Raw genomic sequence first — 21,661 nt, 5'->3', positions numbered from 1 at the left:
CCGGTTTGCGCGTGCTACCAACCACACGGCTGTCATTTGGCTGGCGTGTGGTTGTTGAAAAATCAGTGGGCTTTCAGTGCCTGATAAAAGGCCGGGTTCTCCTGAATGGTCGCCAGCACCTTGGCTGCTAGCCCGGTGGGGTTGCGCCGCTTGCTCTCCCAGCTTTTGACGGTATCCACACTGGTGCCCATCGCTTGGGCAAACTCCGCTTGGGACACATCCAGCGCGGTGCGGATCTGTTTGACATCCGCTACCTCGAAACGCGTCACGCGAGACGCGGGGGATCGCTTCTCCTTGATCTGGACGGCTTCTTCCAGGGAGTCCTTGAGTTCGTTAAAAATACTCACGGGGCGCGCTCCTCTTTTAACTGCTTTGTCAGCTTTTTCAAAACGGCTTTCTCGGAGGACGTTAGACTGTCTTTAGCGCTTTTAGGGTAGGCAAGTACCAGGTAGATCGCTTCGATCGTAGCCAAAAAGTAGATAACCCGAACGCTGCCACTTTTACCTTGCCCGTCTATCGCCATGCGAACTTTACGGAGCCCGCCGGTTCCCTGGATGACATCACCCTTATCTGGTTGTGCAATCAGCTCCCTTTGAAGCTCCTTCAGCTCATCATCCGTCGCCAGCTCACGAATTTGCTTAGTGAATAACGAAGTTTCAATGAAGTCGATCGCATGGCTCACACCGGCCCTCCTTATTTACTCAAATATCTTAGTGTACAAAGTACACTCTTTGAAGTGTTTTTATCAGAAGTGATGTAGATCAACAGCCATGCTGTAGCGATCTTGATAACTTAAAGCTTGGGATCGGCTTGAAAAGAGAGTTCTTCGGCGGTGGTCGTCATTTGATCGAATAGTGGATGGGCCGGGTTGAGCATGTAGTTGAGTTCCCGCGGTACGATTACGCTGGGTAGCGCCAGTACCAGGCTTTGTTTTGATGCCAGCCAGCCGTCGCCCAGCTCCGCGGTTTCTGCGGGTGCCGGTGCTTCTTGCCAGTTGTCGGGGAGGTCTTCTACACCAACGCGTAGAATGCTCTCGGCGGGTAGCGTCAGGCGCAGTAGTGCATAGGCATTGAGCAGACGATAGCTCTCCAGGTGCACCATGCTTTCGAGAAGCGCAAGCGACTCGGAGCTTGCCACATACACACAGGTGTTGCCGGGGCTGTTCCAACGCCCGCCGTAAAGCCGTGCGCCCTCGCCATCGAAGGCGGTCTCCTGGTACTTGCGCTTGACCAGCCTGTACGCCTGAACCTCGCTCACGCGGTCACTCCGTGCTCCAGCCGGCCAATCAGGTTCAGCACCGTTTGATACTCGGCGGAGGTCGCGCTCATTTCCACCGGCCTGCGCCCGCCCAGGCCCACGTTGGGTTTGAGCAGCCAGGCGCGGGCGCTCTCGGCGTCACCTTCGAACAGATCCAGCGCCGCCTTGAAGAGTTCGGCGAAGCGGTAAAGCCGGTCGCTTTCCGCCATCTTGAAACGTCCCGATTTGGCACGGCGGCTCAGCGTGGCCGGGGGGATATCCACATAGCCTGCCAGGGCCTTTTGCTCGATACCCGATACCCTGGCAAGCTGAGGGTAAACCCGGTATTCCACGCCTTCATGCAATAGCTCATGCAGTTTGCGACCACGGGCGGGCAGGCCAACCTGCTGCCAGAAACCGGCAGCCAGCGCTTTGGGGGGCTGGTATTGAGTAAAGGACGTATTCATTGGATTTTCACTTGATATGTCTGTGGGCTATCAAATGGTATAGGCGCGAACGTCGTTGCTGTCAAGCGATAGGCTTTGACCGCGCTGCCTGGCGCTTGACGTTCCTGCCGCCTTTTATGAGGTCGGCGGCGGCTCCACCGGCGCTTGGCGCGCCCGGCGGCGTTTGAGCACTTGGGTGGCGAGCCCATACCGCGGCCCGCCCAGAAAGGCGAGGATCAGGAACACGCCGGTCATTACCGCCATCATGCCGCCGATCGACACGTTCAAATGCACGGCCAGGTAATAGCCTGCAATGCTCGAGGCAATCGAGATCAGCGCGCCGATGATGAACATCATCCACAGGCGGTCGGTGAGCAGGTACGCCGCGGAGGCGGGGACGATCGCAAAGGCGATGAACAGCACCGCGCCGACGGCGTCGAAGGCGGCCACGGCGGTGGAGCTGGTCAGCATCAAAAGACCATAGAACAGGATCGTCGGCATGAAGCCAAAGGTTTTGGCAAGCGCCGGATCGAAGGTGGCGAGCTTCAGCTCCTTATAAAAAACACCGATAAAGGCATAATTGAGCAGCGTCATCACGCTCATCGACACCAGCGCCTGGGGAATGGGCAGCCCAAACATGTCGACGGTATCCAGCCAAACGAAGCCGATCTCCCCCAGCAGTACCGTGTGGGTGTCGATGTGCACGTCGTGGGCGTAGATATTGAGCAGCAGCACGCCGATCGAGAACAGTGCCGGAAACACCAGCCCGATGGCGGCGTCCTGCTTCACGCGTTTGGTGTTGGCGAGCGCCTCGGTGAGAAATACTGTCAAAAGCCCGGTCAGCGCGGCGCCGATGAGCTGCACCGGCCCGCTTTGCTGCTTGGTGAGTATCCAGACGATGACGATGCCGAACACGATCGAGTGGCTGATGGCATCCGACAGCATGCTGTTGCCACGCAGCACCAAAAAGGTGCCCACCGCCGAAGAGGCGATGCCCACCATGGCGCCGACCAGAATGATCGGCAGGGCGGTGCTGTCGAGTAGCGCCTCGATCATGGAGCGACCTCCTCGAACGTGGCGACCACCTGCCGGGCCTTGGCTTGGCCGGAAGCGGTCAGCCCCCAGCCCGCCTCATCTTGCGAGTGGGCCAGATACCCTTGGCGCTTGAGCCGGGCAAGCGTTAGCCACGCGCTCAAGGACAAACGGTGTGGCGCGGGTCTGGCCGGGTGTTTATAAAGCGTGTAGAGCAGCTGCTGCTGTTGCAGCTCGGTTTTCTGGCGGTAGTGTTTCATCATTCCCCACAAAAGACCGCGGCCCGGGGCCAGCGCAAGCGACAGTAGCACGATGGTCGTGGCGGTCAGTACGATCAGCGGGCCGGTGGCGAGCCCGCGGGACAGCGTGCTGATCGTCGCCCCGGATACGCCGCTGACGATGCCCACCCCCGCGGCAATCGCCAGCATCGTGCCCAGGTGGCGGCTCCATTGCCTTGCCGCCGCTGCCGGGGCGACGATCATCGCCGCCATCAGAATCACCCCGACCATCTGCAAACCGACCACCACGGCGAGTGCCACCATGGCGGTGAGCGTGGCCTCGATGGCCGTGGCGGGCATGCCCAGGGTGCGGGCGTACTCGGCATCGAAGGTGACCAGCTTGGCCTGCTTCCAGAAGGCGGCGAGCAGCGTGAGAGTCGCCAGCGTTACGCCGCCCATCACCCAAAGATCCGAGCGCAGCGTGGCGGCGGCCTGGCCGAAGAGAAAGGCCTCGAGCCCGCCCTGGGAGGCATTGCTGGTGCCCTGAATGTAGGTGAGCAGCACGATGCCGACGGCAAAAAAGAGGCTTAGGCACACGCCCAGGGCGGCGTCGGTTTTCAAGCTGCTTTTGCGGGTGAGCAGCAGCATGATGAGCGCGGCGAGCGAGCCGGTGGCAAGCGAGCCCAGCATGATGCCGCCGATGTCACGGCTGCCGGTGATGATGAAACTCAAGCATATGCCGGGCAGGGCCGCGTGGGAGATGGCGTCGCCCAAAAGGCTCTGGCGGCGCAGTACCGCAAAGCAGCCCAGCGGCCCGCTGATCAGGCCCAAGAGCGAGGCGCCGATCACCACGTTTTGAAAGGTGTAGTCCGATAAGAGCGCGAGCCAGTCCATGGGTCAGGTCACTTTCGAGGCGGGAAACATCAATGATTCGCTGTCGCCCAGCAGGGCGATCTGGCCGCCGTAGGCCTGGCGCAGGTGGTCGATCTTGAAGACCTCGTCGGCCGGGCCGGCGGCGATCACCCGCACGTTTAAAAGCAGTAGCCAATCAAAGTAGCTGCTTACCGTTTGCAGATCGTGGTGGACGACGATCAGGGTTTTGCCCGCGTCTCTCAAACGGCGCAGGATATCGATGATCGCCCGCTCGGTGGTGGCGTCCACCCCGGCCATGGGTTCGTCCAGAAAGTAGACATCCGCCTGTTGCACCAGCGCCCGGGCCAGAAACACCCGCTGCTGCTGGCCGCCGGAGAGCTGGCTGATCTGGCGGTGGGCAAGCTCGCTCATGCTCACCATCTCGAGCGCCTCCATCGCCTCTTGGCGCTCTTTACGGCCCGGGCGCTTGAACCAGCCCAGGCGCCCGTAAAGGCCCATGGTCACCACATCCAGCGCGGTGGTGGGGAAGTCCCAGTCCACGCTCGAGCGCTGGGGCACGTAGCCCACCCGCTTGCGCTGAGCCGCATAGGGCTTGCCGTGCACCTTTACCTCGCCGGAAAGCGACGGCACCAGCCCCAGAAGACTTTTGATCAGGGTGCTTTTACCCGCCCCGTTGGGGCCGACGATGCCCGCCATCACGCCCGCCGGGATATCCAGATCGATATCCCAAAGCACGGGCTGATTGTGGTAGCTCACGGTCAAGTTGTTAATACTGAGGGCCGGCTCAGCGTTTGCGGGTATTGCCATTAAGCGTGCCTTTTATCCCTGTTGGTCGAGCTGCCACTGGCTTGCCCACTCATCCAGCGTGTCGGGCAGCGGGGCAAGGGTACCGCCCAGCGCCTCGACGATATGCTGGGTATTGCGGTAAAGCATGCCCATATAGGTGCCGTCGACGGTGCCCGTATCGCCCATGGCGTCCGAATAAAGCTCGCCGCCCACGCTCACCTCGTGGCCGCGCTGTTTGGCTGCGTCGATCACCGCCTGAATCGTGCGCGGGTTGATCGTGCTTTCGACGAACACCGCCGGCACGCCGCGCTCTACCACACTATTGGCCATGCTGCGGATATCGGCAATGCCGGTTTCGGTTTCGGTGCTGATACCCTGAATGCCTTCGACCTCGATGTCGTAGGCGCGGCCATAGTAGCTAAACGCATCGTGGGCGGTGACCAGCACGCGCTGCTGCTCGGGAATGCTGGCAATGCTCTCCTTGACCCATTCGTGAAGCGCCGAAAGCTCGCCCTGGTAGCGCTCGCTGTTGGCCTCGATGGCATCACGACACTCAGGCCGCGCCTCTATCAAGGTGTCGCTCAGCGTAGGTACGATCTGCGCCCAGAGTGAGATATCCATCCACAGGTGCGGGTCGACGCCGTAGGCCCCCTGGGCGCTGATCAACGCGTCCTCGCCGATCGAGGCCGGGGCCACGGCCAAAGTCGGTGTGCGTTTGGAGAAGTTCTCCAGCACCGAGCCGAGCTGGCCTTCCAGCGAATAGCCGGAGTAGAGAATCTGCTCGGCGCCGCGCAGTAGCGCCACATCGCTGGCGCTGGCCTGGTAAAGATGTGGGTCGACCCCCGGGCCCATCATGGCCTCGACGCTAACGCACTCGCCGCCCACCTGCTGGGCGACATCGGCAATCATGCCGATGGTCGCCACCACGTTCAGCGGCTCCTCGGCCAGGGCCTGCGAGCTTAGCGGCAAAAGCCCCAACGCCATGATCGCGCGTTTTAGTGCCATGGATACCTCCGGGCATCGAATGAAAAGAAACCGTGCATTGCACTGCGCAATTTATTTTACATGCAGTAAGAAGTATAGCCTTTGCTAAGTTTCTTGCCTTACAAAAATTATGTCAAGCCGCCGCGTCCTTCACCGAACTAAAAATGTGCGCAAACCATGATGTGGATAAAAAAACCTCAGGCGAATTTTTGTTAATGTTATCGTTTGGTCTAATTAATCTTAATTGGCGGGGTGGACGATGCGCTATAAAGATAAGTACCAGCTAGTGACCCAGTGGGAGACGCTTCAAGAGCGTACGCCCAGGTCGGTACGCCAGGCAGTGGCTCAACTGGTCTACGCCTATCATGAGCCGTTCGCCCACCATTTCTACCACACCATGATGGAGGACCCTCACGCCAAGCTGTTTCTGTCCCATGACCAGGTCAAGCAGCGCTTGAATCCTTCGATGCAGCGCTGGCTGATTTCGATGTTCAGCGAGGAGCACGATGATTTACTGGCATTGGTAGAGCAGCAGGAGAAGATCGGCCAGATTCATGCCCGGGTCGATATTCCGGTCAACCTCGTTCTTGGCGGTGCCCGCCAGCTAAAACAGGCTTTTTATCAGCGCATCGAAGAGGACCTTTGCGAAGCGCACACGGCGGGCCGCGCCGCTATTTACGTTTCTGACACGATCGATATGGCCATGGAGATCATGAGCTACGCCTACTCGGTCGCCAGCGAGCGCAACGCGCGTACCGAAGAGGCGTACAAGCTCTTTACGCTCACGCAAAATATTGGCGATGAGCGCGAGCGGCAGCGTTCGGCGCTGCTCGATTGGGAGAATACGCTGATGTATGCCGTGGCCTCGCAGCAGCCGGTTCAAACCCTGCTGCCTCTTGCGAGCTCCGAGTTTGGGCTCTGGTATTTTCACAAGGCAAGCCACGTGTTCGAAGGCGTACCCGAGATCGGGAGTATCACCGGCTGCATCGAGCGGATCGACCACCAAACCCTGCCCGAGCTGGCCCGGCCGGAGGCGGAGCAGCGCCAGGCAGCGCTTGCCAGTATTCGTGACGGTATTCGCAGCATTTTGATGCTGCTGGACGACATGCTAAAGCGCGCCTCCCAGCTGGAGGCCGGGCGCGATAGCTTGACGCTGCTACTGAATCGCAAGTTCCTGCCGGTGGTGCTTGGCCGCGAAATCGAGCTTGCCCGCCAATCCGGCAAGCAGTTCGTTTTGTTGATGCTCGATATCGATCACTTCAAGTCGATCAACGACCGCTTTGGTCACGAAGCCGGCGACCACGTGCTGCAGCATGTGGCCAGTATCATGGAGCGCTCCACCCGCGGCGGCGACTATGTGTTCCGCATGGGCGGCGAGGAGTTTTTGATCGTGCTGGTCAATAGCTGCGCCGAGGGCAGCCGCCTGTTCGCCGAGCGGCTGCGCCAGGCCATTGCCAAGGAGTCCATGCTGGTCGGCGCCGACACGCTGCTCAACGTCACCGCAAGCTTCGGCCTCGCCTTGTACGATGGCCACCCGGACTACCAGCGCACGATCCAACGCGCCGACGAGGCGCTTTATAAAGCCAAACACACCGGGCGTAATCGGGTCGTGATGGCGGATAACGGCTAGCCTGAACGTCCTGGCGCCTTCACACTTGGCGAGATGTGAAACGGCGCTCCTGCAACGGGCGAACCAAAAACCAGTCGATGACCAGCATCACGGCAATCGCCGCACCGGTCAGCGGAAACAGCACCCCGCCGATTACCAGAATGGCGATGATGCCGCGAAAGGCGCGTTTATCCGCAGGCAGTGGCGGCACGCCGACGCCCCCTTTCGGGCGGCGTTTCCACCACATCACACCGGCGGACACACATAGCCCGATGATGGCGATACACACCGCCAGAAACACCAGCTGGTTCGCCAGGCCGAATTCCTGACCCATGTGGACGCTGATGCCGAACTCCAGCCAGCGGCCCAGCGGCCCGTAGTCTTTGTAGCTCATGTCCAGAAGCGGCTCGCCGCTGTATCGGTCGAGATGTACCACGCGCTGCTGGCTTGAATCGTTGGGGTAGACAGAGCCCGTGTACACGCCTGTGGCGCTCCCCGGCAGGCTCACTGCGAAGCCGTCATGCAGGCCGAGCCTCTCGAAGGCCGCCACGGCCTCGTCCAGGCCGATACTCGCTTGGGCCGCAGCTGGAGTGGTCGCGCTGGATTCGGGGATGCGCGCTTGCTCCATCGACCAACTGGTGGGCGTTTGCTCGCTCAGGCGCGTCTCGGACATCGGCACCTCGACCCGCACGCCGGCGGGGTAGCCAAAGTTATTGCCATTGGCCCACTGGTTCACCTGGCCGCCCCACACCCCGGACCAGGGCATCCCGGTGATCGCCAGAAACAGGATGAAGCCGCCGACGAACAGCCCGGTCACCGCATGCAAATCGCGCCAGAAAACCCGCTTTTTCGGCGTGCCGCGCACGCTGACCACACCGCCTTTCGCCTGGCGCCGTGGCCACCACAGATAAATGCCGGTCAGCACCAGCAGAATCGCAAAGCCGCCGGTGATCTCAATAAGCTTGCGCGGCGTGGCGCCGAAAAACTTGAGGCTGTGTAGGGTGCGCACCGTCCACATGAGGGTGCCCTGGTCGTCCAGCGTGCCGAGCACGTTGGCGGTGTAGGGGTTTACATACACCGCCAGGCGCTCGTCTTGTGGGGTGCGCACGGTGATTTCCGCCGAGCTTTCCGGAGTGGCCGGGGCGGTGTACTTCAGGGCGGTGCCCGGCTGTGCTTCAAGCGCGGCGCTCACCAGCGCCGAGGGCGCAGCGGTGCTCGCTCGAGCCTCCACGCGTTTGACGTCGGCGTGAACGATGGCGTCGATCTCATGATGAAAGAGATAAAGTGCGCCGGTGATCGACAGCATAATCAAAAACGGCAGGACCAGAAGGCCTGCATAGAAATGCCAGCGCCAGACGGCGAGGTACATATCGAACGGCTTTTTCGCCGCCGACGGGGTAGTGGCGTGGGATGACATCACGGATCCTCGAGCGCCCGATTAATGGGCGCTTTGATAGCGACAAGCGCCTGGCGGTCAAAAGCCGTCAGGCGATCAGAAATAGAGACGAGTCGCTAGGCAGCCGGCGGTGCGCGGGGAGGTGCGTGACGGTAGTGATCGAGGGAGGCGAACCCCTGCAACGGCATTTGCGGCAAGGGGGCCTGGTGAATGAACGCCTGCCGGGCAATGGTGGGCAAAAGCGCGTGGGCAGTGGGGAACTGCTGCCAGATCGAGCAGTAGCCGCACTCGTGAAACCAGGTGAAGATCGGCTCGGTTGGGGCTGGCGGCTGCCCGTGGTGGGCGTGATGGCCTTCGTGACCCAGCCCTGAATGCGCGTGATGGTCGCTGTGGTGGGCATGATCATGCGCTTGAAGCTGTGAGATCAGCGGGCCCACCAGCAGCAACAGCATCGCAACCAGCGCCATACAAAGCGCTATGCGATACCAGTGCTTGCCTGTTGAGCGTTGTAACTGCACGAAGCGATCTATCCTGATGAGCCACGAGGTCGTTGGCGGGGGAGTGGCTAGATCGTAACGCAAAGTTGCCCAATGGACAGTATTGCCCAGGTGGTCTTTTGTCACATGGCCGTCAGGCGGCGTGCGTGCCGACTGGTCAAGAATCGAAAGCGCCAGCGGCGATAGCGTTACTCAATCACGTAATCGGCGGCGTTGGGTCCCGCTTCACTGAAGCGAATTTCGACAGGAAACTCGCTATCGCAGCCTTGCACCATCCAAAGCTCCTTCCATTGCTGGGCGCCCTCACTTCCCTCGGGCATGGCCATCACATAAGGATAGAGCTCTTCGGGGGTGTCGCAGCCCATCATGTCGACCTTGGCGGCAACGCCGGTCATGGCATCTTGCATCAACTGCTGGTTGGCAAGGGTGCCTGGCTGGACGGCGCCTTCGGGCAGCGGCTCTGCAGCAACGGAACTGCTCATCACGCCAAGTAGCAGGCTAGCGGTCAACAACGTGGATAGTTTCATGAATAAGACTCTTTAAAGATGGCTGGTTAAAGGCGAAGCTTGATTAGCTTTTGGCAAGCTTTCTTATATAAACGCTACAGGAAAAGGTTGTCTAGTAACTTTAGCGAGTGCCCAACATTGAATGCGCAGGGCAAACAGTCGGCCCTGGCGTCAAAAGGGTTATGCAAACAGTGCATCACGCCAGCAGCGCTGCCACTTTTTGGTGCGCGATAGTGTTTATTTGTTCTTTTTTGGTGCGAGAAGATAGCCGCGATTCTTGAGATAGCGTTCCAATGCTGGATTCGAGCACGTGCCGAGGCGTTTCACCATTTTGGCGCATTAATTGCATTTCCAGGTGAACGGATTGTTTAACGGACAAAAGCGACAGCTCCTATGACCTTATGCGATAGCGCACCTTCGCTCGCGTCTTCCGGCCACCGCTTCGATAAAAGTCGCCGTTGGGCGGCTTCACTGGGCCTGGTGTTCGCCCACCGCGACGGCGCCACGCGTCTGGTCCAGGCGCGCCATCAGGGCCCGCTTCGCGTGCAGCGCCCCTTCTACCCGGAAGGCCGCGGGCAGGCGTGCCACGTGTACGTGCTGCACCCACCCGGGGGCCTGGTCAGCGGCGATGCGCTGACCATTAGCGCCCATATTGAGCCCGGCGCCCACGCGCTTTTGACCACGCCCGCGGCCAACAAGCTCTATAAGGCGGACAGCCAAGGTGTGGCCTGGACCCAGCGTACCGAGCTCACCGTGGACGACGGCGCGGTGCTCGAGTGGCTGCCCCAGGAAACCATTGCTTTTGATGGCTCGAAAGGCGGGCAGCACACCCATATCGCCCTTCACGGCAGTGCTAAATGCCTTGGTTGGGAAGTCATGGCGCTGGGCCGCCCGGCAAGCGAATTGCCGTTCGTTTCCGGGCGTATCGAGCAGCACTTTCGTTTGACCCAGGACGGCAAGCCCCTATGGCTCGAGCGCCAGCCGCTGGACCCATTACATCCGCGCTTTGTGGGCCGCTGGGGCCAGGGCGGTGCCACCGTGCAGGCCACGCTGTGGGCGGTGGGGCTCGATGATAATCAGCAAGCCGTCGAGGCGCTGCGCGAGGCGCTCCCGGATAGCCCCCACTGGGCGGTCACGCAGCGCCACAATGTGCTGCTGCTGCGTTTTCTGGGCCAATCACGTAATGAAGCCTGGGCGCTTTGCGAGCAAGCCTGGCGGCTTTTGCGCCCGCGCCTGATCGAGCGCGAGGCCCATACGCCGCGTATTTGGTTAACGTAATCTCTCTTTTAAGGACGACGCCCCATGGAATTGACCCCACGAGACAAAGACAAGCTGCTGCTGTTTTCCGCCGCCCAGCTAGCCGAGCGGCGCCGCGCACGTGGCCTGAAGCTCAACTACCCGGAAGCGGTGGCGCTAATAAGCTTCGAGATCATCGAAGGCGCCCGCGACGGCAAGAGCGTGGCGGAGCTGATGAGTTTTGGCCGCGAGATCCTCAGCCGCGAGGACGTGATGGAAGGCGTGGCCGAGATGGTCGACGAGGTGCAGGTCGAAGCCACGTTTCCCGATGGCACGAAACTCGTGACCGTGCATACGCCGATTGTGTGAATCGTGAATCGTGAGTAGTGCTTTGCGTATGCGTGAATCATGGGGTTGATACCACCACTCACCACTTACCATTCACTACTCACCTGTCACAAAAAACAGGAGAGCGCCATGATTCCTGGCGAATATCAGTTAAAAGAGGGCGATATCGAACTGTGCGTGGGCCGCGAGCGCATCACGGTGGAGGTCGCCAATACCGGCGACCGGCCAGTGCAGCTGGGGTCGCACTACCACTTTGCCGAGGCCAATCCGGCGCTTGTGTTCGATCGCGACAAGACCCGCGGTTTTCGTCTGGACGTGGCGGCAGGCACCGCCATTCGCTTCGAGCCGGGCCAGACCCGGGAAGTCACGCTGATTCCGTTCGTTGGCAAGCGCGAGATCTACGGTTTTCGCGGAGACGTGATGGGCGCGCTGGAGGGAGACAAACAATGACAAGCAACACGATTAGCCGGCAGGCCTACGCCGATATGTACGGCCCCACGGTGGGCGACCGTGTGCGTCTGGGCGACACCGAGCTGTGGATCGAGGTCGAGCGCGACGCGACTCACTACGGCGACGAAGTAAAGTTCGGCGGCGGCAAGGTGATCCGCGACGGCATGGGCCAGAGCCAGCGCGTCGATGAGGCGGTGATGGACACCGTGATCACCAACGCATTGATTGTCGACTGGTGGGGCATCGTCAAGGCGGATGTCGGTTTGAAGGCCGGGCGCATCGCCGCCATCGGCAAGGCCGGTAACCCGGACACCCAGCCGGACGTCGAGATCGTCGTAGGCCCCGGCACCGAAGTGATCGCCGGGGAAGGCAAGATTCTCACCGCCGGCGGCATCGATGCCCACATCCACTTCATCTGCCCCCAGCAGGTGGAAGAGGCGCTGATGAGCGGCGTGACCACTATGCTGGGCGGCGGTACCGGTCCGGCCACCGGCTCCAACGCCACCACCTGCACCCCCGGCGCCTGGCACATCGGCAAGATGCTCCAGGCAGTGGACGACCTGCCCATGAATATCGGCCTGCTCGGCAAGGGCAACGCCAGCCTGCCGGAAGGCCTGGAAGCCCAGCTCGAAGCCGGGGCCATGGGCCTTAAGCTTCACGAGGACTGGGGCACCACGCCGGCATCGATCGACAACTGCCTGAGCGTAGCCGAAAAGTACGATGTGCAGATCGCGATTCACACCGACACGCTCAACGAGTCGGGCTTTGTGGAGGATACGCTCGCGGCGTTCAAGGAGCGCGGCATTCACACCTACCACACCGAAGGAGCGGGCGGTGGCCACGCGCCGGATATCCTGACGGCCTGCGCCAAGGAGTACGTGCTGCCGTCCTCCACCAACCCGACGCGCCCCTACACGGTGAACACCATCGACGAGCATCTGGATATGCTGATGGTGTGCCACCACCTGGACCCGAACATCCCGGAAGACGTCGCCTTCGCCGACTCGCGCATTCGCCGGGAAACCATCGCCGCTGAAGACATTCTGCATGACCTGGGCGTGATCTCGATGATCGCCTCGGACTCCCAGGCCATGGGCCGGGTGGGTGAAGTGGTGTGCCGCACCTGGCAGACCGCCCACAAGATGAAAACCCAGCGCGGGTTGCTTCCCGAAGACGAGCAGCTTGGCGCCGATAACCTGCGCGCCAAGCGCTATATCGCCAAGTACACCATCAACCCGGCGATCACCCACGGCATCGCGCATGAAGTGGGCTCCATCGAGGTCGGCAAGCTTGCGGATCTGGTGCTCTGGAAACCGGCATTTTTCGGCGTGAAACCTTCGCTGATCTTGAAAGGCGGCATGATCGCCGCCGCCCCCATGGGCGACCCCAACGCCTCGATCCCAACGCCGCAGCCGGTGCACTACCGCCCCATGTTCGGCGCCTTTGGCCGCGCGGCGAGCCAGACCCGGTTCAACTTCGTAAGCCAGGCCTCGATCGACGCGGGCATCAAGGAGCGCCTGGGGCTGCAAAGCGCGCTATCGCCGTGCAAGAACGTGCGCGGCGTTCGTAAAAAGGACATGAAGCTCAACGACGCCTGCCCGGAACTCAGCGTGGACCCGCAAACCTATGAAGTGCGCTGCGACGGCGAGCTCCTGACCTGCGAGCCCGCCACGGAGCTACCGCTGGCCCAGCGGTATCATTTGTTTTGAATGGGCTGCCGTGTGGGGCGCCGGGGGTAGGCCTACGAGAGGGCGCTGTAAATACGTCCCTGTACGCTACTTTTGCCATCCCTGGCAAAAGACCCTCTCTACGACCTACCCCCGGCTCAGCCATCATGGATCGAGAAAGGACAAGAGCATGCTCAAACTGATAGAACGCCTCGGCCCAGTGGAAGAAAGCGCGGCCACCGACACGCTGACGCTGCCTTTCGAGCTGCGCATTCGCGGTCGCCTGAAAGCAGAAAGCGACGGCGGCCGGGCCTTGGGGCTGTTTCTGGACCGCGGCCCGGTGCTGCGTAGCGGCGAGGGGCTGAAAGCCGAAAGCGGCGAGGTGATCCGCGTGCGCGCCGCCATCGAGCCGGTGGTCACCGCGCGCATTGCCCCAAACCTCCCCTTGGCGCGGCTGGCCTACCACTTGGGCAACCGCCACGTACAGTTGGCCCTCGGTGAAGACGCCCAGGGCGGCTGGGTGCGCTTTCCGCCGGATCACGTGCTGGAGGAACTGGCCACGCTACTCGGAGCGACGCTCGAGCACGGGGAGGCCACCTTCGACCCCGAGCCCGGCGCCTACAATCAGGTGGGCGGGCATTCCCACGGCCACTCGCACGATCACGGACACAGCCACGACCATCACGATCACGCCCATGAGCATTGACGCCGACAGCGACCTGGCCCTTTTGGGGTTGATGCAACTGGTAAGCCCGGCGCTGCCCATCGGGGCCTTCGCGTTTTCGCAGGGGCTGGAAAGCGCCTTCGAGCTTGGCTGGGTGAGCGACGAGACGAGCCTGGCCGCGTGGCTGGAGGGCGTGCTGGAAGACGGCCTGACCCGCTGCGAACTGCCGGTCATCGCCAGGCTTTTCAAGGCGTTCGATGAAGACGACAGCACCGCCATAGCCGAGTGGGACGCGTGGCTCGCCGCCACCCGGGAAACCTTCGAGCTGGCCGCCGAGGATAGCCGTTTGGGGGCGTCACTCAAGCGCCTGCTGGCAAGCCTCGAGCTGCTGCCCCAGGCCGGGCTTCTGCCCGAACAGGCCGGTTACGTGACGCTCTTTACCTACACCGCCCACCGGCGCGGGGTTAGCCCGCGCCGGGCGCTGATCGGCTTTGGCTGGGCGTGGCTCGAAAATCAGTTGGCGGTGGCCTGCAAGGCGCTGCCCCTGGGCCACACCGCGGCCCAGCGCATCATCGAGCGGCTGCGCCCCGCGCTAGTGGAAGCGGTAGACGCAGCGCTGGTGCTCGATGACGATGCACTGGGGCCGATACTGCCCGGCGTGGCGCTGGCCAGTGCCCTGCACGAAACCCAATATTCGCGGCTTTTTAGAAGCTGATGGACCGATCGAGGAGAACGACATGACACACTGTTTACGCGTAGGGGTCGGCGGCCCGGTAGGCTCCGGCAAGACCGCACTACTCAAGCAACTCTGCCTGGCGCTGCGCGATCACTACGACATCGCCGTGGTGACCAACGATATCTACACCCGTGAAGACGCGGACTTTCTGCTCAAGCACGACGCGCTCCCGGCGGACCGGATTCTGGGCGTGGAGACCGGCGGCTGCCCGCACACCGCGATTCGCGAGGACGCCTCGATGAATCTCGCGGCGATCGACGACCTGCAGGCGCGCCACCCGGGGCTTGAACTGGTGATGGTGGAGTCCGGCGGCGATAATTTGTCCGCGACCTTCAGCCCGGAGCTTTCCGATCTCACGCTCTACGTGATCGACGTCTCCGCCGGCGACAAGATTCCGCGCAAGGGCGGCCCGGGGATCACCAAATCCGACTTGCTGATCATCAACAAGATCGACATTGCCGAGCAGGTGCACGCCTCACTTGAGGTAATGGAGAAAGACTCGAAGATGATGCGCGGCGAGCGGCCCTTCGTGTTCACGAACCTGTACGATGGCGTAGGTCTCGAGGAGATCATCCGCTTCATTCTCGATAAAGGGATGCTGGAGGAGCGCCGCGGCCAAAATGCCACGGCGTAAGCGGGTTTCAATACCGCTTCTCCCATAATAAAAAGGCCGCTCTGACCAGGCGGTTAAATGGTCAGAGCGGCCTAAAAGCGTGTGGTGCAGTCCTTGTCCAAACGGGCCATCCTTGGCCACCACACGCACACAGTGGACGCCACGGCTCTCAATCACCTTAACCCAGGTTATAAAGCGTATTTTATCGCCGGAATTAGTCGTTTCTTGAGGCTAAATAGTCGCTCACAAAGAAAAAAATGGCGCTTGAAGCTTTTTTGACGTTGTTGTTTCAAAGTAGATTTTCAGCTTGCCTGACGCTTATCGAGCCGATCGGCCAATAACGTTGCCGCCCGGTGAGCGGCCGGTGAAAGTCCGGTCTCTTCTCGTTGAAGGCTCTCCACCAGGCGCTTTTTCATGGCGCGGGCCCAGAAGGTTTCGAGATGGCGGCAGGTGGCCTCTGCGGTAGCCTCTTCGTTGCGCCCGCCGCCCAGGTTGGCGGCGATCTGGTTGATCATATGAATCAGGTTGTCGTCGTTGGCCGACATGACGCGTCTCCTTGAGGGTGCGCCGCGTTTGGGCGGTGGTAGATCACATGGCGGTTGCCGCGGGCGAAGCCGACGAGCAGCAAATTGGCCGCCTCGGCCTGCTTGACGGCCAGCGCCGTGGCGGCGGAGACGGCCACCAGCGCACCGATACCGGCGCTGGCGCACTTGTGCACCATCTCGTAGCTGGCCCGGCTGGAGACCAGCACGAAGCCGCTATCCAGCGGCGCTTCGCTTCGTGCCAGTGCGCCGATGAGTTTATCCAGGGCGTTATGGCGGCCCACGTCCTCGCGCACCCGCTGGATCTCACCCTTCGCGTTACACCAGGCCGCGCCATGCACCGCACCGGTGGCGGCTTTGAGCGGCTGGTGGTCGGCAAGGGTATCCAGCGCCTGGGCGATGGCGGCATCCTCGATGGCGGGCGCCGCTACCCGGGGGATCGGGCGAATCGCCTGGTCCAGCGCCTCGGTGCCGCAAAGCCCGCAGCCGGTGCGCCCGGTCATGCTGCGCCGGCGCTCTTTCAGTGCCATCAAACGCTCGGTGGCGATGTCCAGGTGAACGGCCAGGCCGTGCTCTTCTTCTACGACCTCCCAGTCGTAGCACTCGTGAGGGTGCGCGATGATGCCTTCGGTCAGGCTAAAGCCCAGTGCCAAGTCCTCGAGCGCGTCGGGGCTTGCCATCATCACCGCGTGGGAGATGCCGTTATAAATCAGCGCGACCGGTACTTCCTGCGCCAGAGCGTCCCTGTCGTTATCGCCCTGCCAGCCATTGGCGTGGTAGCGCACCTCGACGGGCAGGTGCTCAATACTCGTTTCATGGCTGGCGCTCATGGCGCCTCCTGTTGCGCCTTCGCCAGATGGTGCTTCTGAGTCTGATCGAAGGAAGTAAAGCGCTGCTGCCAAGCGGAGGGCTGGCTTACTTTTTCTACCTGCACGGCGGTCACCTTGTATTCGGGGCAGTTGGTGGCCCAATCCGAGTTATTGGTGGTGATCACATTGGCGCCACTGCCGGGGTGGTGGAACGTCGTATAGACTACCCCAGGTTGCATGCGTTCGCTAAGCCGGGCGCGCAGCACCGTCTGCCCCGAGCGGCTGGTAATGCCCAGCCAGTCACCGTCGTTCACTCCGCACACTTCAGCGTCACTGGGGTGCAGCTCCAGTACGTCTTCGTCGTGCCAGTGCTGGTTGTGGGTGCGCCGGGTTTGGGCGCCCACGTTGTACTGGCTGAGAATCCGCCCGGTGGTCAACAAAAGCGGGAAGCGGCGGTTGGTTCGCTCCTCGGTGGCGACGTACTCCGTGATCGCGAAGCGACCAAGTCCGATCGGGAAGCTGAACTCGTGCATGGTCGGCATGCCGAGCGGGTTGTCGTCGTTGCACGGCCACTGGAGGCTGCCGTACTGCTCGAGCTTTTCAAAGCTGACGCCTGCGAAGCTGGGCGCCAGGGAGGCGATCTCGTCCATGATCTCGGAAGGGTGGCCGTAGTTCATTGGGTAGCCCAGCGCGTTGGCCAAATCCTGAGTCACTTCCCAGTCCTGCTTGCCCGCCACCGGCGACATGACCTTGCGCACCCGGTTGATGCGCCGCTCGGCGTTGGTGAAGGTGCCGTCCTTCTCCAGAAAGCTGGAGCCCGGCAGCAGCACGTGGGCGAACTTGGCGGTCTCGTTGAGGAAGATATCCTGGACGATCAAACAGTCCAGCGAGCGCAGCGCGGCCTCGACGTGCTGGGTGTTGGGGTCGGACTGGGCGATGTCCTCACCCTGCACGTACATCGCCTTGAAGGTGCCCTCGATGGCCGCGTCGAACATATTGGGAATACGCAGGCCCGGCTCGTCGTCGAGCTTCACGCCCCACACTGACTCGAAGCGCCCGCGAGCGGCGGGGTCGGCAACGTGTTGGTAGCCCGGCAGCTCATGGGGGAAGGAGCCCATGTCGCAGGAGCCCTGCACGTTGTTCTGGCCGCGTAGCGGATTCACGCCCACGCCTTCCCGGCCGATGTTGCCGGTGGCCAAAGCGAGGTTGGCGATGCCCATTACCATGGTCGAACCCTGGCTATGCTCGGTCACGCCCAGGCCGTAGTAGATCGCGCCGTTGCCGGCGGTTGCGTAGGTGCGCGCCGCCTGGCGCACGGCATCAGCAGGCACGCCGGTGATGAGCTCAGAGGCCTCCGGAGAGTGGCGCTCTTCACTGATGAACGTGCGCCAGCTCTGGTAGGCCTCCGTATCGCAGCGCCTGGCGACGAAGTCTTTGTCCTCCAACCCTTCGGTGACCACCACGTGACCCAAGGCGTTGACCAGCGCGACGTTGGTGCCCGGGCGTAGCGGCAGGTGCTGGGCCTCGCTCATGTGCGGGGTCTTTAAAAGGTCGATACGGCGCGGGTCGGCGACGATCAGCTTCGCGCCCTGGCGCAGGCGCTTGCGCATCATCGAGCCAAACACCGGGTGGGCGTCGGTAGGGTTGGCGCCGATGACGATGATCGCGTCGGACTTCATGACCGAATCAAAGGTTTGGGTGCCGGCGGATTCGCCCAGGGTGGTTTTCAAGCCGTAGCCGGTCGGCGAGTGGCAGACCCGGGCGCAGGTATCGGTGTTGTTGTTACCAAAGCCCGCGCGGATCAGCTTCTGCACCAGGTAGGTTTCCTCGTTGGTACAGCGCGACGAGGTAATGCCGCCGATGCTCTCGCGCCCGTGCTCGGCCTGAATCGCTTTCAGGCGCCCCGCGGCGAAGCCGATCGCCTCTTCCCAGCTCGCCTCACGCCAGGGCTGGTCGATCGAGTCGCGGATCATCGGCGTGGTCAGGCGGTCCGGGTGGGAAGCGTAGCCGATGGCAAAGCGCCCTTTCACGCAGGAGTGGCCGTGGTTCGCGTCGCCGCCTTTATAGGGCACCATGCGCACGAGCTTGTCGCCCTTCATCTGGGCTTCGAACGAGCAGCCCACGCCGCAGTAGGCACAGGTGGTCACCACGCTTCTGTCCGGCACGCCTTGGTCGATCACGCTCTTTTCCATCAGCGTAGCCGTGGGGCAGGCCTGCACGCAGGCCCCACAGGAGACACAGTCCGAGTCCATAAACGCTTCGTCCTGACCCGCCGAGACCTTGGAGTCGAACCCGCGGCCGTCGATGGTCAGCGCGAAGGTGCCTTGCACCTCGTCGCAGGCGCGCACGCAGCGCGAGCAGACGATGCACTTGCTCGGATCAAACGTGAAGTAGGGGTTGGAGGTGTCTTTTTCGGCCTCCAGATGATTTTCGCCGCCAAAGCCGTAGCGCACTTCGCGCAGGCCCACGCTGCCGGCCATGTCCTGCAGTTCGCAGTCGCCGTTGGCGGAGCAGGTCAAACAGTCCAGCGGGTGGTCGGAAATGTAGAGCTCCATCACGCCCCGGCGCAGCTTGGCCAGGCGCTCGTTTTGGGTCGTCACCTTCATGCCCTCGACCACCGGCGTGGTGCAGGAGGCGGGCAGCCCCCGGCGGCCTTCGACCTGGACCGCGCAGAGCCGACAGGAGCCAAAGGCCTCGAGGCTGTCCGTGGCGCAAAGCTTGGGGATGCTGATATCGGCGAGGGCCGCGGCGCGCAGCACAGAGGTCCCCTCGGGCACGCTGATGGTGATGCCGTCGATCTCGAGGCTCACCGGGGGCGCCTCGGTGTCTGGCGTGGGGGCGGGGGTGCCGTAGTCTTTGGTGAAGTCGACGCTGTTGGCCTGGCGTCGTGGATCGAAATGTTCAATCATGATCTGTCTCCGCTGGCCGGACGCTGGAAGTCCTCGAGAAAGTGGTTCAGCGCGCTTTGTACCGGGAAGGGGGTCATGCCGCCCATGGCGCAGAGCGAGCCGTCCTCCATCGTTTCGCAAAGATCGCTCAGCAGCGCGAGGTTATCTTCGCGGTGGTCATCCGCGCGGATCCGGTCGATCACTTCCACGCCGCGGGTCGAGCCGATGCGACACGGCGTGCACTTGCCACAGGACTCTACCTTGCAAAACTCCATCGAGAAGCGCGCCTGCTCGGCCATGTCGACGCTTTCGTCGAACATCACCACGCCGCCGTGACCCACGCCCGCGCCGACCTCGGCGAAGGTTTCGTAATCCAGCGGCATGTCCCACTGGCTCTCCGGCAGGTAGGCGCACAGCGGCCCGCCCACCTGCACGGCGCGCAAGGGCTTTCCGCTTAGCGTGCCGCCGCCGAACTCCTCCATCAGCGCTCGAAGCGTCGTGCCGAAGGCAAGCTCGATAAGCCCGCCGCGTTTGACGTTGCCCGCCAGCTGCAGCGCCAGCGTGCCCCGGGAGCGGCCCATGCCGTGGTCGGCGTAGGCCGCCGCGCCTTCGGCGAGAATGAACGGCACCGCGGCGAGCGAAAGCACGTTGTTAACCACGGTGGGGCGGCCAAACAGGCCTTCGATGGCGGGCAGCGGCGGCTTGAAGCGCACCACGCCGCGCTTGCCCTCCAGGCTTTCCAGAAGCGAGGTCTCTTCCCCGCAGATATACGCCCCGGCGCCCAGGCGCACTTCCAGATGAAAGGCGCGACCGCTCTCGCGAATGTTATCGCCGAGATACCCGTCGGCCTCGGCGCGGGTGATCGCCTCGTCCAGAATCTCTTTCGCCAGCGGGTACTCCGAGCGCAGGTAGATATAGCCTTGCGTCGCGCCCACGGCGAGCCCGGCAATCGCCATGCCCTCGATCAGCATGTAAGGGTCGCACTCCATGGCGAGCCGGTCGGCGAAGGTACCGGAGTCGCCCTCATCGGCGTTGCAGACGATGTATTTTTGATCCGCCGGCGCATCCAGCACCGTCTGCCACTTGATGCCGGTGGGGAAGGCCGCGCCGCCGCGCCCGCGAAGCCCCGAGGCTTTTACTTCGTCGACGATGTCTTGGCCTGACAGCTTTAGCGCCGCCTCGAGCCCGGCAAAGCCGTGGTGGGCGCGGTAGTCGTCTAGGCTAAGCGGGTCGGTGATGCCGATACGCGCAAAGGTCAGGCGCTGCTGGCGGGCGAGATAGTCGATTTCCTCCGTTAGGCCGAGCGCCAGCGGGTGGCTGACGTTGCCTTCGAGCAGGCCGCTGTCGAGCAGCGCGGGTACATCGCTTGGGGTAACGGGCCCATAGGCAAACCGGCCCTGGGCGGTTTCCACCTCGACCAGCGGCTCGAGCCAGAAAAGCCCGCGGGAGCCGTTGCGCACGATGCTGATGCCTTCGTGGCGGGCGGCGGCCTCACGCTCCAGGCGCCGAGCCACGGCGTCGGCACCTACGGAGAGCGCGGTGGTATCGCGGGGAACGTAAACACGAATACTCATGCCATCACCTCCAGCGGCCGCGTTTGCAGCTCATCCAGCAGCTCATCGAAGGCCTCCGGCGTGACGCGCCCCCGCACCTGGTCATCTACGCGAATCGACGGCCCGCAGGCGCAGTTACCCAGGCAGTAAACGGCTTCCAGGGTGATCTCCTGGTCCGGCGTGGTCTGGTGGTAATCCACCCCCAGCCGCGTTTTGGCGTGGGCTTCGAGCGTGCGTGCGCCCACGGACTGACACGCCTCGGCGCGACATATCTGCACGACGTGGCGCCCTGGCGGGGTGGTGCGAAAATGGTGATAGAAACTGATCACACCGTGTACCTCGGCGCGGGTCTGCTGGAGCGACTCGGCGATCAGCGGTACGGCGTCATTGGGGATAAAGCCAAAGCGGTCCTGGAGGGCATGAAGAATCGGCAAGAGCGCGCCTGGCGTGTGTTTAAGCGCGTCGATCTCGGCCTGTATCGACGGCGACGACCATTCTCGAGACTCGTTCATCAGGTCTCTCCCGGTGCTGATTGTTTATTATAAATATGCACGCTTATGCTTGTTTGAAAC

At 62.3% G+C, this 21,661-nt stretch carries 24 protein-coding genes; 8 read left to right on the top strand and 16 right to left on the bottom strand.

Annotated elements, in window-relative coordinates; genetic code table 11:
- Positions 1 to 62: 62 nt before the first annotated feature.
- The 8 genes from nadS to ACWFVE_RS15790 form a co-directional block, all read right to left on the bottom strand.
- Entirely contained in the window at positions 63 to 347 is a 285-nt protein-coding gene (gene nadS, locus ACWFVE_RS15825; RefSeq protein WP_447530219.1) for a NadS family protein, read from the bottom strand.
- On the bottom strand, positions 344 to 682 hold the full coding sequence (locus ACWFVE_RS15820) for a type II toxin-antitoxin system RelE/ParE family toxin (protein ID WP_447530218.1): 339 nt from the start codon (positions 680 to 682) through the stop codon (positions 344 to 346). Before ACWFVE_RS15820 ends, nadS begins: the two co-directional genes overlap by 4 nt.
- A 110-nt stretch (positions 683 to 792) precedes the next feature.
- Positions 793 to 1,257: an RES family NAD+ phosphorylase gene (locus ACWFVE_RS15815; protein ID WP_447530217.1), complete on the bottom strand. Its 465-nt coding sequence runs from the start codon at positions 1,255 to 1,257 to the stop codon at positions 793 to 795.
- Positions 1,254 to 1,703, bottom strand: a complete 450-nt coding sequence (gene parS / locus ACWFVE_RS15810) for a type II RES/Xre toxin-antitoxin system antitoxin (protein ID WP_447530216.1) — start codon at positions 1,701 to 1,703, stop codon at positions 1,254 to 1,256. Before parS ends, ACWFVE_RS15815 begins: the two co-directional genes overlap by 4 nt.
- Before the next feature lie 114 nt (positions 1,704 to 1,817).
- Positions 1,818 to 2,738 carry a metal ABC transporter permease gene (locus ACWFVE_RS15805; protein ID WP_447530215.1) on the bottom strand — a complete coding sequence of 307 codons (921 nt, stop codon included), beginning with the start codon at positions 2,736 to 2,738 and terminating at the stop codon, positions 1,818 to 1,820.
- The gene (locus tag ACWFVE_RS15800; protein WP_447530214.1) at positions 2,735 to 3,826 is read right to left on the bottom strand and encodes a metal ABC transporter permease; all 1,092 of its coding nucleotides are present in this window, start codon (positions 3,824 to 3,826) and stop codon (positions 2,735 to 2,737) included. The genes ACWFVE_RS15805 and ACWFVE_RS15800 overlap by 4 nt, the downstream gene beginning before the upstream one ends.
- Before the next feature lie 3 nt (positions 3,827 to 3,829).
- Positions 3,830 to 4,561: a metal ABC transporter ATP-binding protein gene (locus ACWFVE_RS15795; RefSeq protein ID WP_447530213.1), complete on the bottom strand. Its 732-nt coding sequence runs from the start codon at positions 4,559 to 4,561 to the stop codon at positions 3,830 to 3,832.
- A gap of 63 nt (positions 4,562 to 4,624) precedes the next feature.
- Complete coding sequence (locus ACWFVE_RS15790) at positions 4,625 to 5,596, bottom strand: metal ABC transporter solute-binding protein, Zn/Mn family (RefSeq protein WP_447530212.1); 972 nt, start codon at positions 5,594 to 5,596, stop codon at positions 4,625 to 4,627.
- Between the two features lie 238 nt (positions 5,597 to 5,834).
- On the opposite strand from ACWFVE_RS15790, the gene ACWFVE_RS15785 reads away from it, so the two are divergent.
- Positions 5,835 to 7,205: a diguanylate cyclase gene (locus tag ACWFVE_RS15785; protein ID WP_447530211.1), complete on the top strand. Its 1,371-nt coding sequence runs from the start codon at positions 5,835 to 5,837 to the stop codon at positions 7,203 to 7,205.
- Positions 7,206 to 7,224: 19 nt separating this feature from the next.
- Here ACWFVE_RS15785 and ACWFVE_RS15780 read toward each other — a convergent pair whose 3' ends face one another.
- The 3 genes from ACWFVE_RS15780 to ACWFVE_RS15770 all read right to left on the bottom strand — a co-directional run bounded on the left by ACWFVE_RS15780 (position 7,225) and on the right by ACWFVE_RS15770 (position 9,604).
- Positions 7,225 to 8,601, bottom strand: coding sequence for a PepSY-associated TM helix domain-containing protein (locus tag ACWFVE_RS15780; protein ID WP_447530210.1), 1,377 nt, complete (start codon positions 8,599 to 8,601; stop codon positions 7,225 to 7,227).
- Positions 8,602 to 8,696: 95 nt separating this feature from the next.
- Positions 8,697 to 9,098 carry a DUF2946 family protein gene (locus tag ACWFVE_RS15775; RefSeq protein WP_447530209.1) on the bottom strand — a complete coding sequence of 134 codons (402 nt, stop codon included), beginning with the start codon at positions 9,096 to 9,098 and terminating at the stop codon, positions 8,697 to 8,699.
- A 167-nt stretch (positions 9,099 to 9,265) separates the two neighbouring features.
- A complete protein-coding gene (locus ACWFVE_RS15770; RefSeq protein WP_447530208.1) occupies positions 9,266 to 9,604 on the bottom strand; it encodes a hypothetical protein in 339 nt (112 codons plus the stop codon).
- Positions 9,605 to 9,976: 372 nt separating this feature from the next.
- Here ACWFVE_RS15770 and ACWFVE_RS15765 point away from each other — a divergent pair, with 372 nt between their 5' ends.
- The 7 genes from ACWFVE_RS15765 to ureG all read left to right on the top strand — a co-directional run bounded on the left by ACWFVE_RS15765 (position 9,977) and on the right by ureG (position 15,318).
- Positions 9,977 to 10,861 (top strand): urease accessory protein UreD, encoded by an 885-nt coding sequence (locus ACWFVE_RS15765; RefSeq protein WP_447530207.1) that lies wholly within the window; start codon positions 9,977 to 9,979, stop codon positions 10,859 to 10,861.
- A gap of 24 nt (positions 10,862 to 10,885) precedes the next feature.
- Positions 10,886 to 11,188 carry an urease subunit gamma gene (locus ACWFVE_RS15760; RefSeq protein ID WP_447530206.1) on the top strand — a complete coding sequence of 101 codons (303 nt, stop codon included), beginning with the start codon at positions 10,886 to 10,888 and terminating at the stop codon, positions 11,186 to 11,188.
- 108 nt (positions 11,189 to 11,296) lie between these two features.
- Positions 11,297 to 11,617: an urease subunit beta gene (locus ACWFVE_RS15755; protein ID WP_447530205.1), complete on the top strand. Its 321-nt coding sequence runs from the start codon at positions 11,297 to 11,299 to the stop codon at positions 11,615 to 11,617.
- Positions 11,614 to 13,326 carry an urease subunit alpha gene (gene ureC / locus ACWFVE_RS15750; protein WP_447530204.1) on the top strand — a complete coding sequence of 571 codons (1,713 nt, stop codon included), beginning with the start codon at positions 11,614 to 11,616 and terminating at the stop codon, positions 13,324 to 13,326. Before ACWFVE_RS15755 ends, ureC begins: the two co-directional genes overlap by 4 nt.
- Positions 13,327 to 13,474: 148 nt before the next feature.
- Positions 13,475 to 13,990 (top strand): urease accessory protein UreE, encoded by a 516-nt coding sequence (gene ureE / locus ACWFVE_RS15745; RefSeq protein WP_447530203.1) that lies wholly within the window; start codon positions 13,475 to 13,477, stop codon positions 13,988 to 13,990.
- Entirely contained in the window at positions 13,980 to 14,663 is a 684-nt protein-coding gene (locus ACWFVE_RS15740; protein ID WP_447530202.1) for an urease accessory protein UreF, read from the top strand. Before ureE ends, ACWFVE_RS15740 begins: the two co-directional genes overlap by 11 nt.
- Before the next feature lie 22 nt (positions 14,664 to 14,685).
- Positions 14,686 to 15,318 (top strand): urease accessory protein UreG, encoded by a 633-nt coding sequence (gene ureG / locus ACWFVE_RS15735; RefSeq protein WP_447530201.1) that lies wholly within the window; start codon positions 14,686 to 14,688, stop codon positions 15,316 to 15,318.
- A gap of 281 nt (positions 15,319 to 15,599) precedes the next feature.
- Here the strand turns inward: ureG and ACWFVE_RS15730 are convergent, their stop codons facing one another.
- From ACWFVE_RS15730 to ACWFVE_RS15710, 5 genes are read right to left on the bottom strand one after another with little or no spacing between them, the layout of a single operon-like run.
- On the bottom strand, positions 15,600 to 15,842 hold the full coding sequence (locus ACWFVE_RS15730; protein ID WP_447530200.1) for a formate dehydrogenase subunit delta: 243 nt from the start codon (positions 15,840 to 15,842) through the stop codon (positions 15,600 to 15,602).
- Positions 15,818 to 16,669 carry a formate dehydrogenase accessory sulfurtransferase FdhD gene (fdhD, locus tag ACWFVE_RS15725; RefSeq protein ID WP_447530199.1) on the bottom strand — a complete coding sequence of 284 codons (852 nt, stop codon included), beginning with the start codon at positions 16,667 to 16,669 and terminating at the stop codon, positions 15,818 to 15,820. Before fdhD ends, ACWFVE_RS15730 begins: the two co-directional genes overlap by 25 nt.
- Positions 16,666 to 19,557, bottom strand: a complete 2,892-nt coding sequence (gene fdhF, locus ACWFVE_RS15720; protein ID WP_447530198.1) for a formate dehydrogenase subunit alpha — start codon at positions 19,555 to 19,557, stop codon at positions 16,666 to 16,668. The genes fdhD and fdhF overlap by 4 nt, the downstream gene beginning before the upstream one ends.
- Positions 19,554 to 21,110: a formate dehydrogenase beta subunit gene (locus ACWFVE_RS15715; RefSeq protein ID WP_447530197.1), complete on the bottom strand. Its 1,557-nt coding sequence runs from the start codon at positions 21,108 to 21,110 to the stop codon at positions 19,554 to 19,556. Before ACWFVE_RS15715 ends, fdhF begins: the two co-directional genes overlap by 4 nt.
- Positions 21,107 to 21,601 (bottom strand): formate dehydrogenase subunit gamma, encoded by a 495-nt coding sequence (locus tag ACWFVE_RS15710; protein ID WP_447530196.1) that lies wholly within the window; start codon positions 21,599 to 21,601, stop codon positions 21,107 to 21,109. Before ACWFVE_RS15710 ends, ACWFVE_RS15715 begins: the two co-directional genes overlap by 4 nt.
- Between the last annotated feature and the right edge of the window lie 60 nt (positions 21,602 to 21,661).

It is taken from the genome of Vreelandella mediterranea (assembly GCF_970647075.1).
The sequence above is the reverse complement of the archived record's forward strand: the minus strand, read 5'-3'. Positions and strand labels throughout refer to the sequence as shown.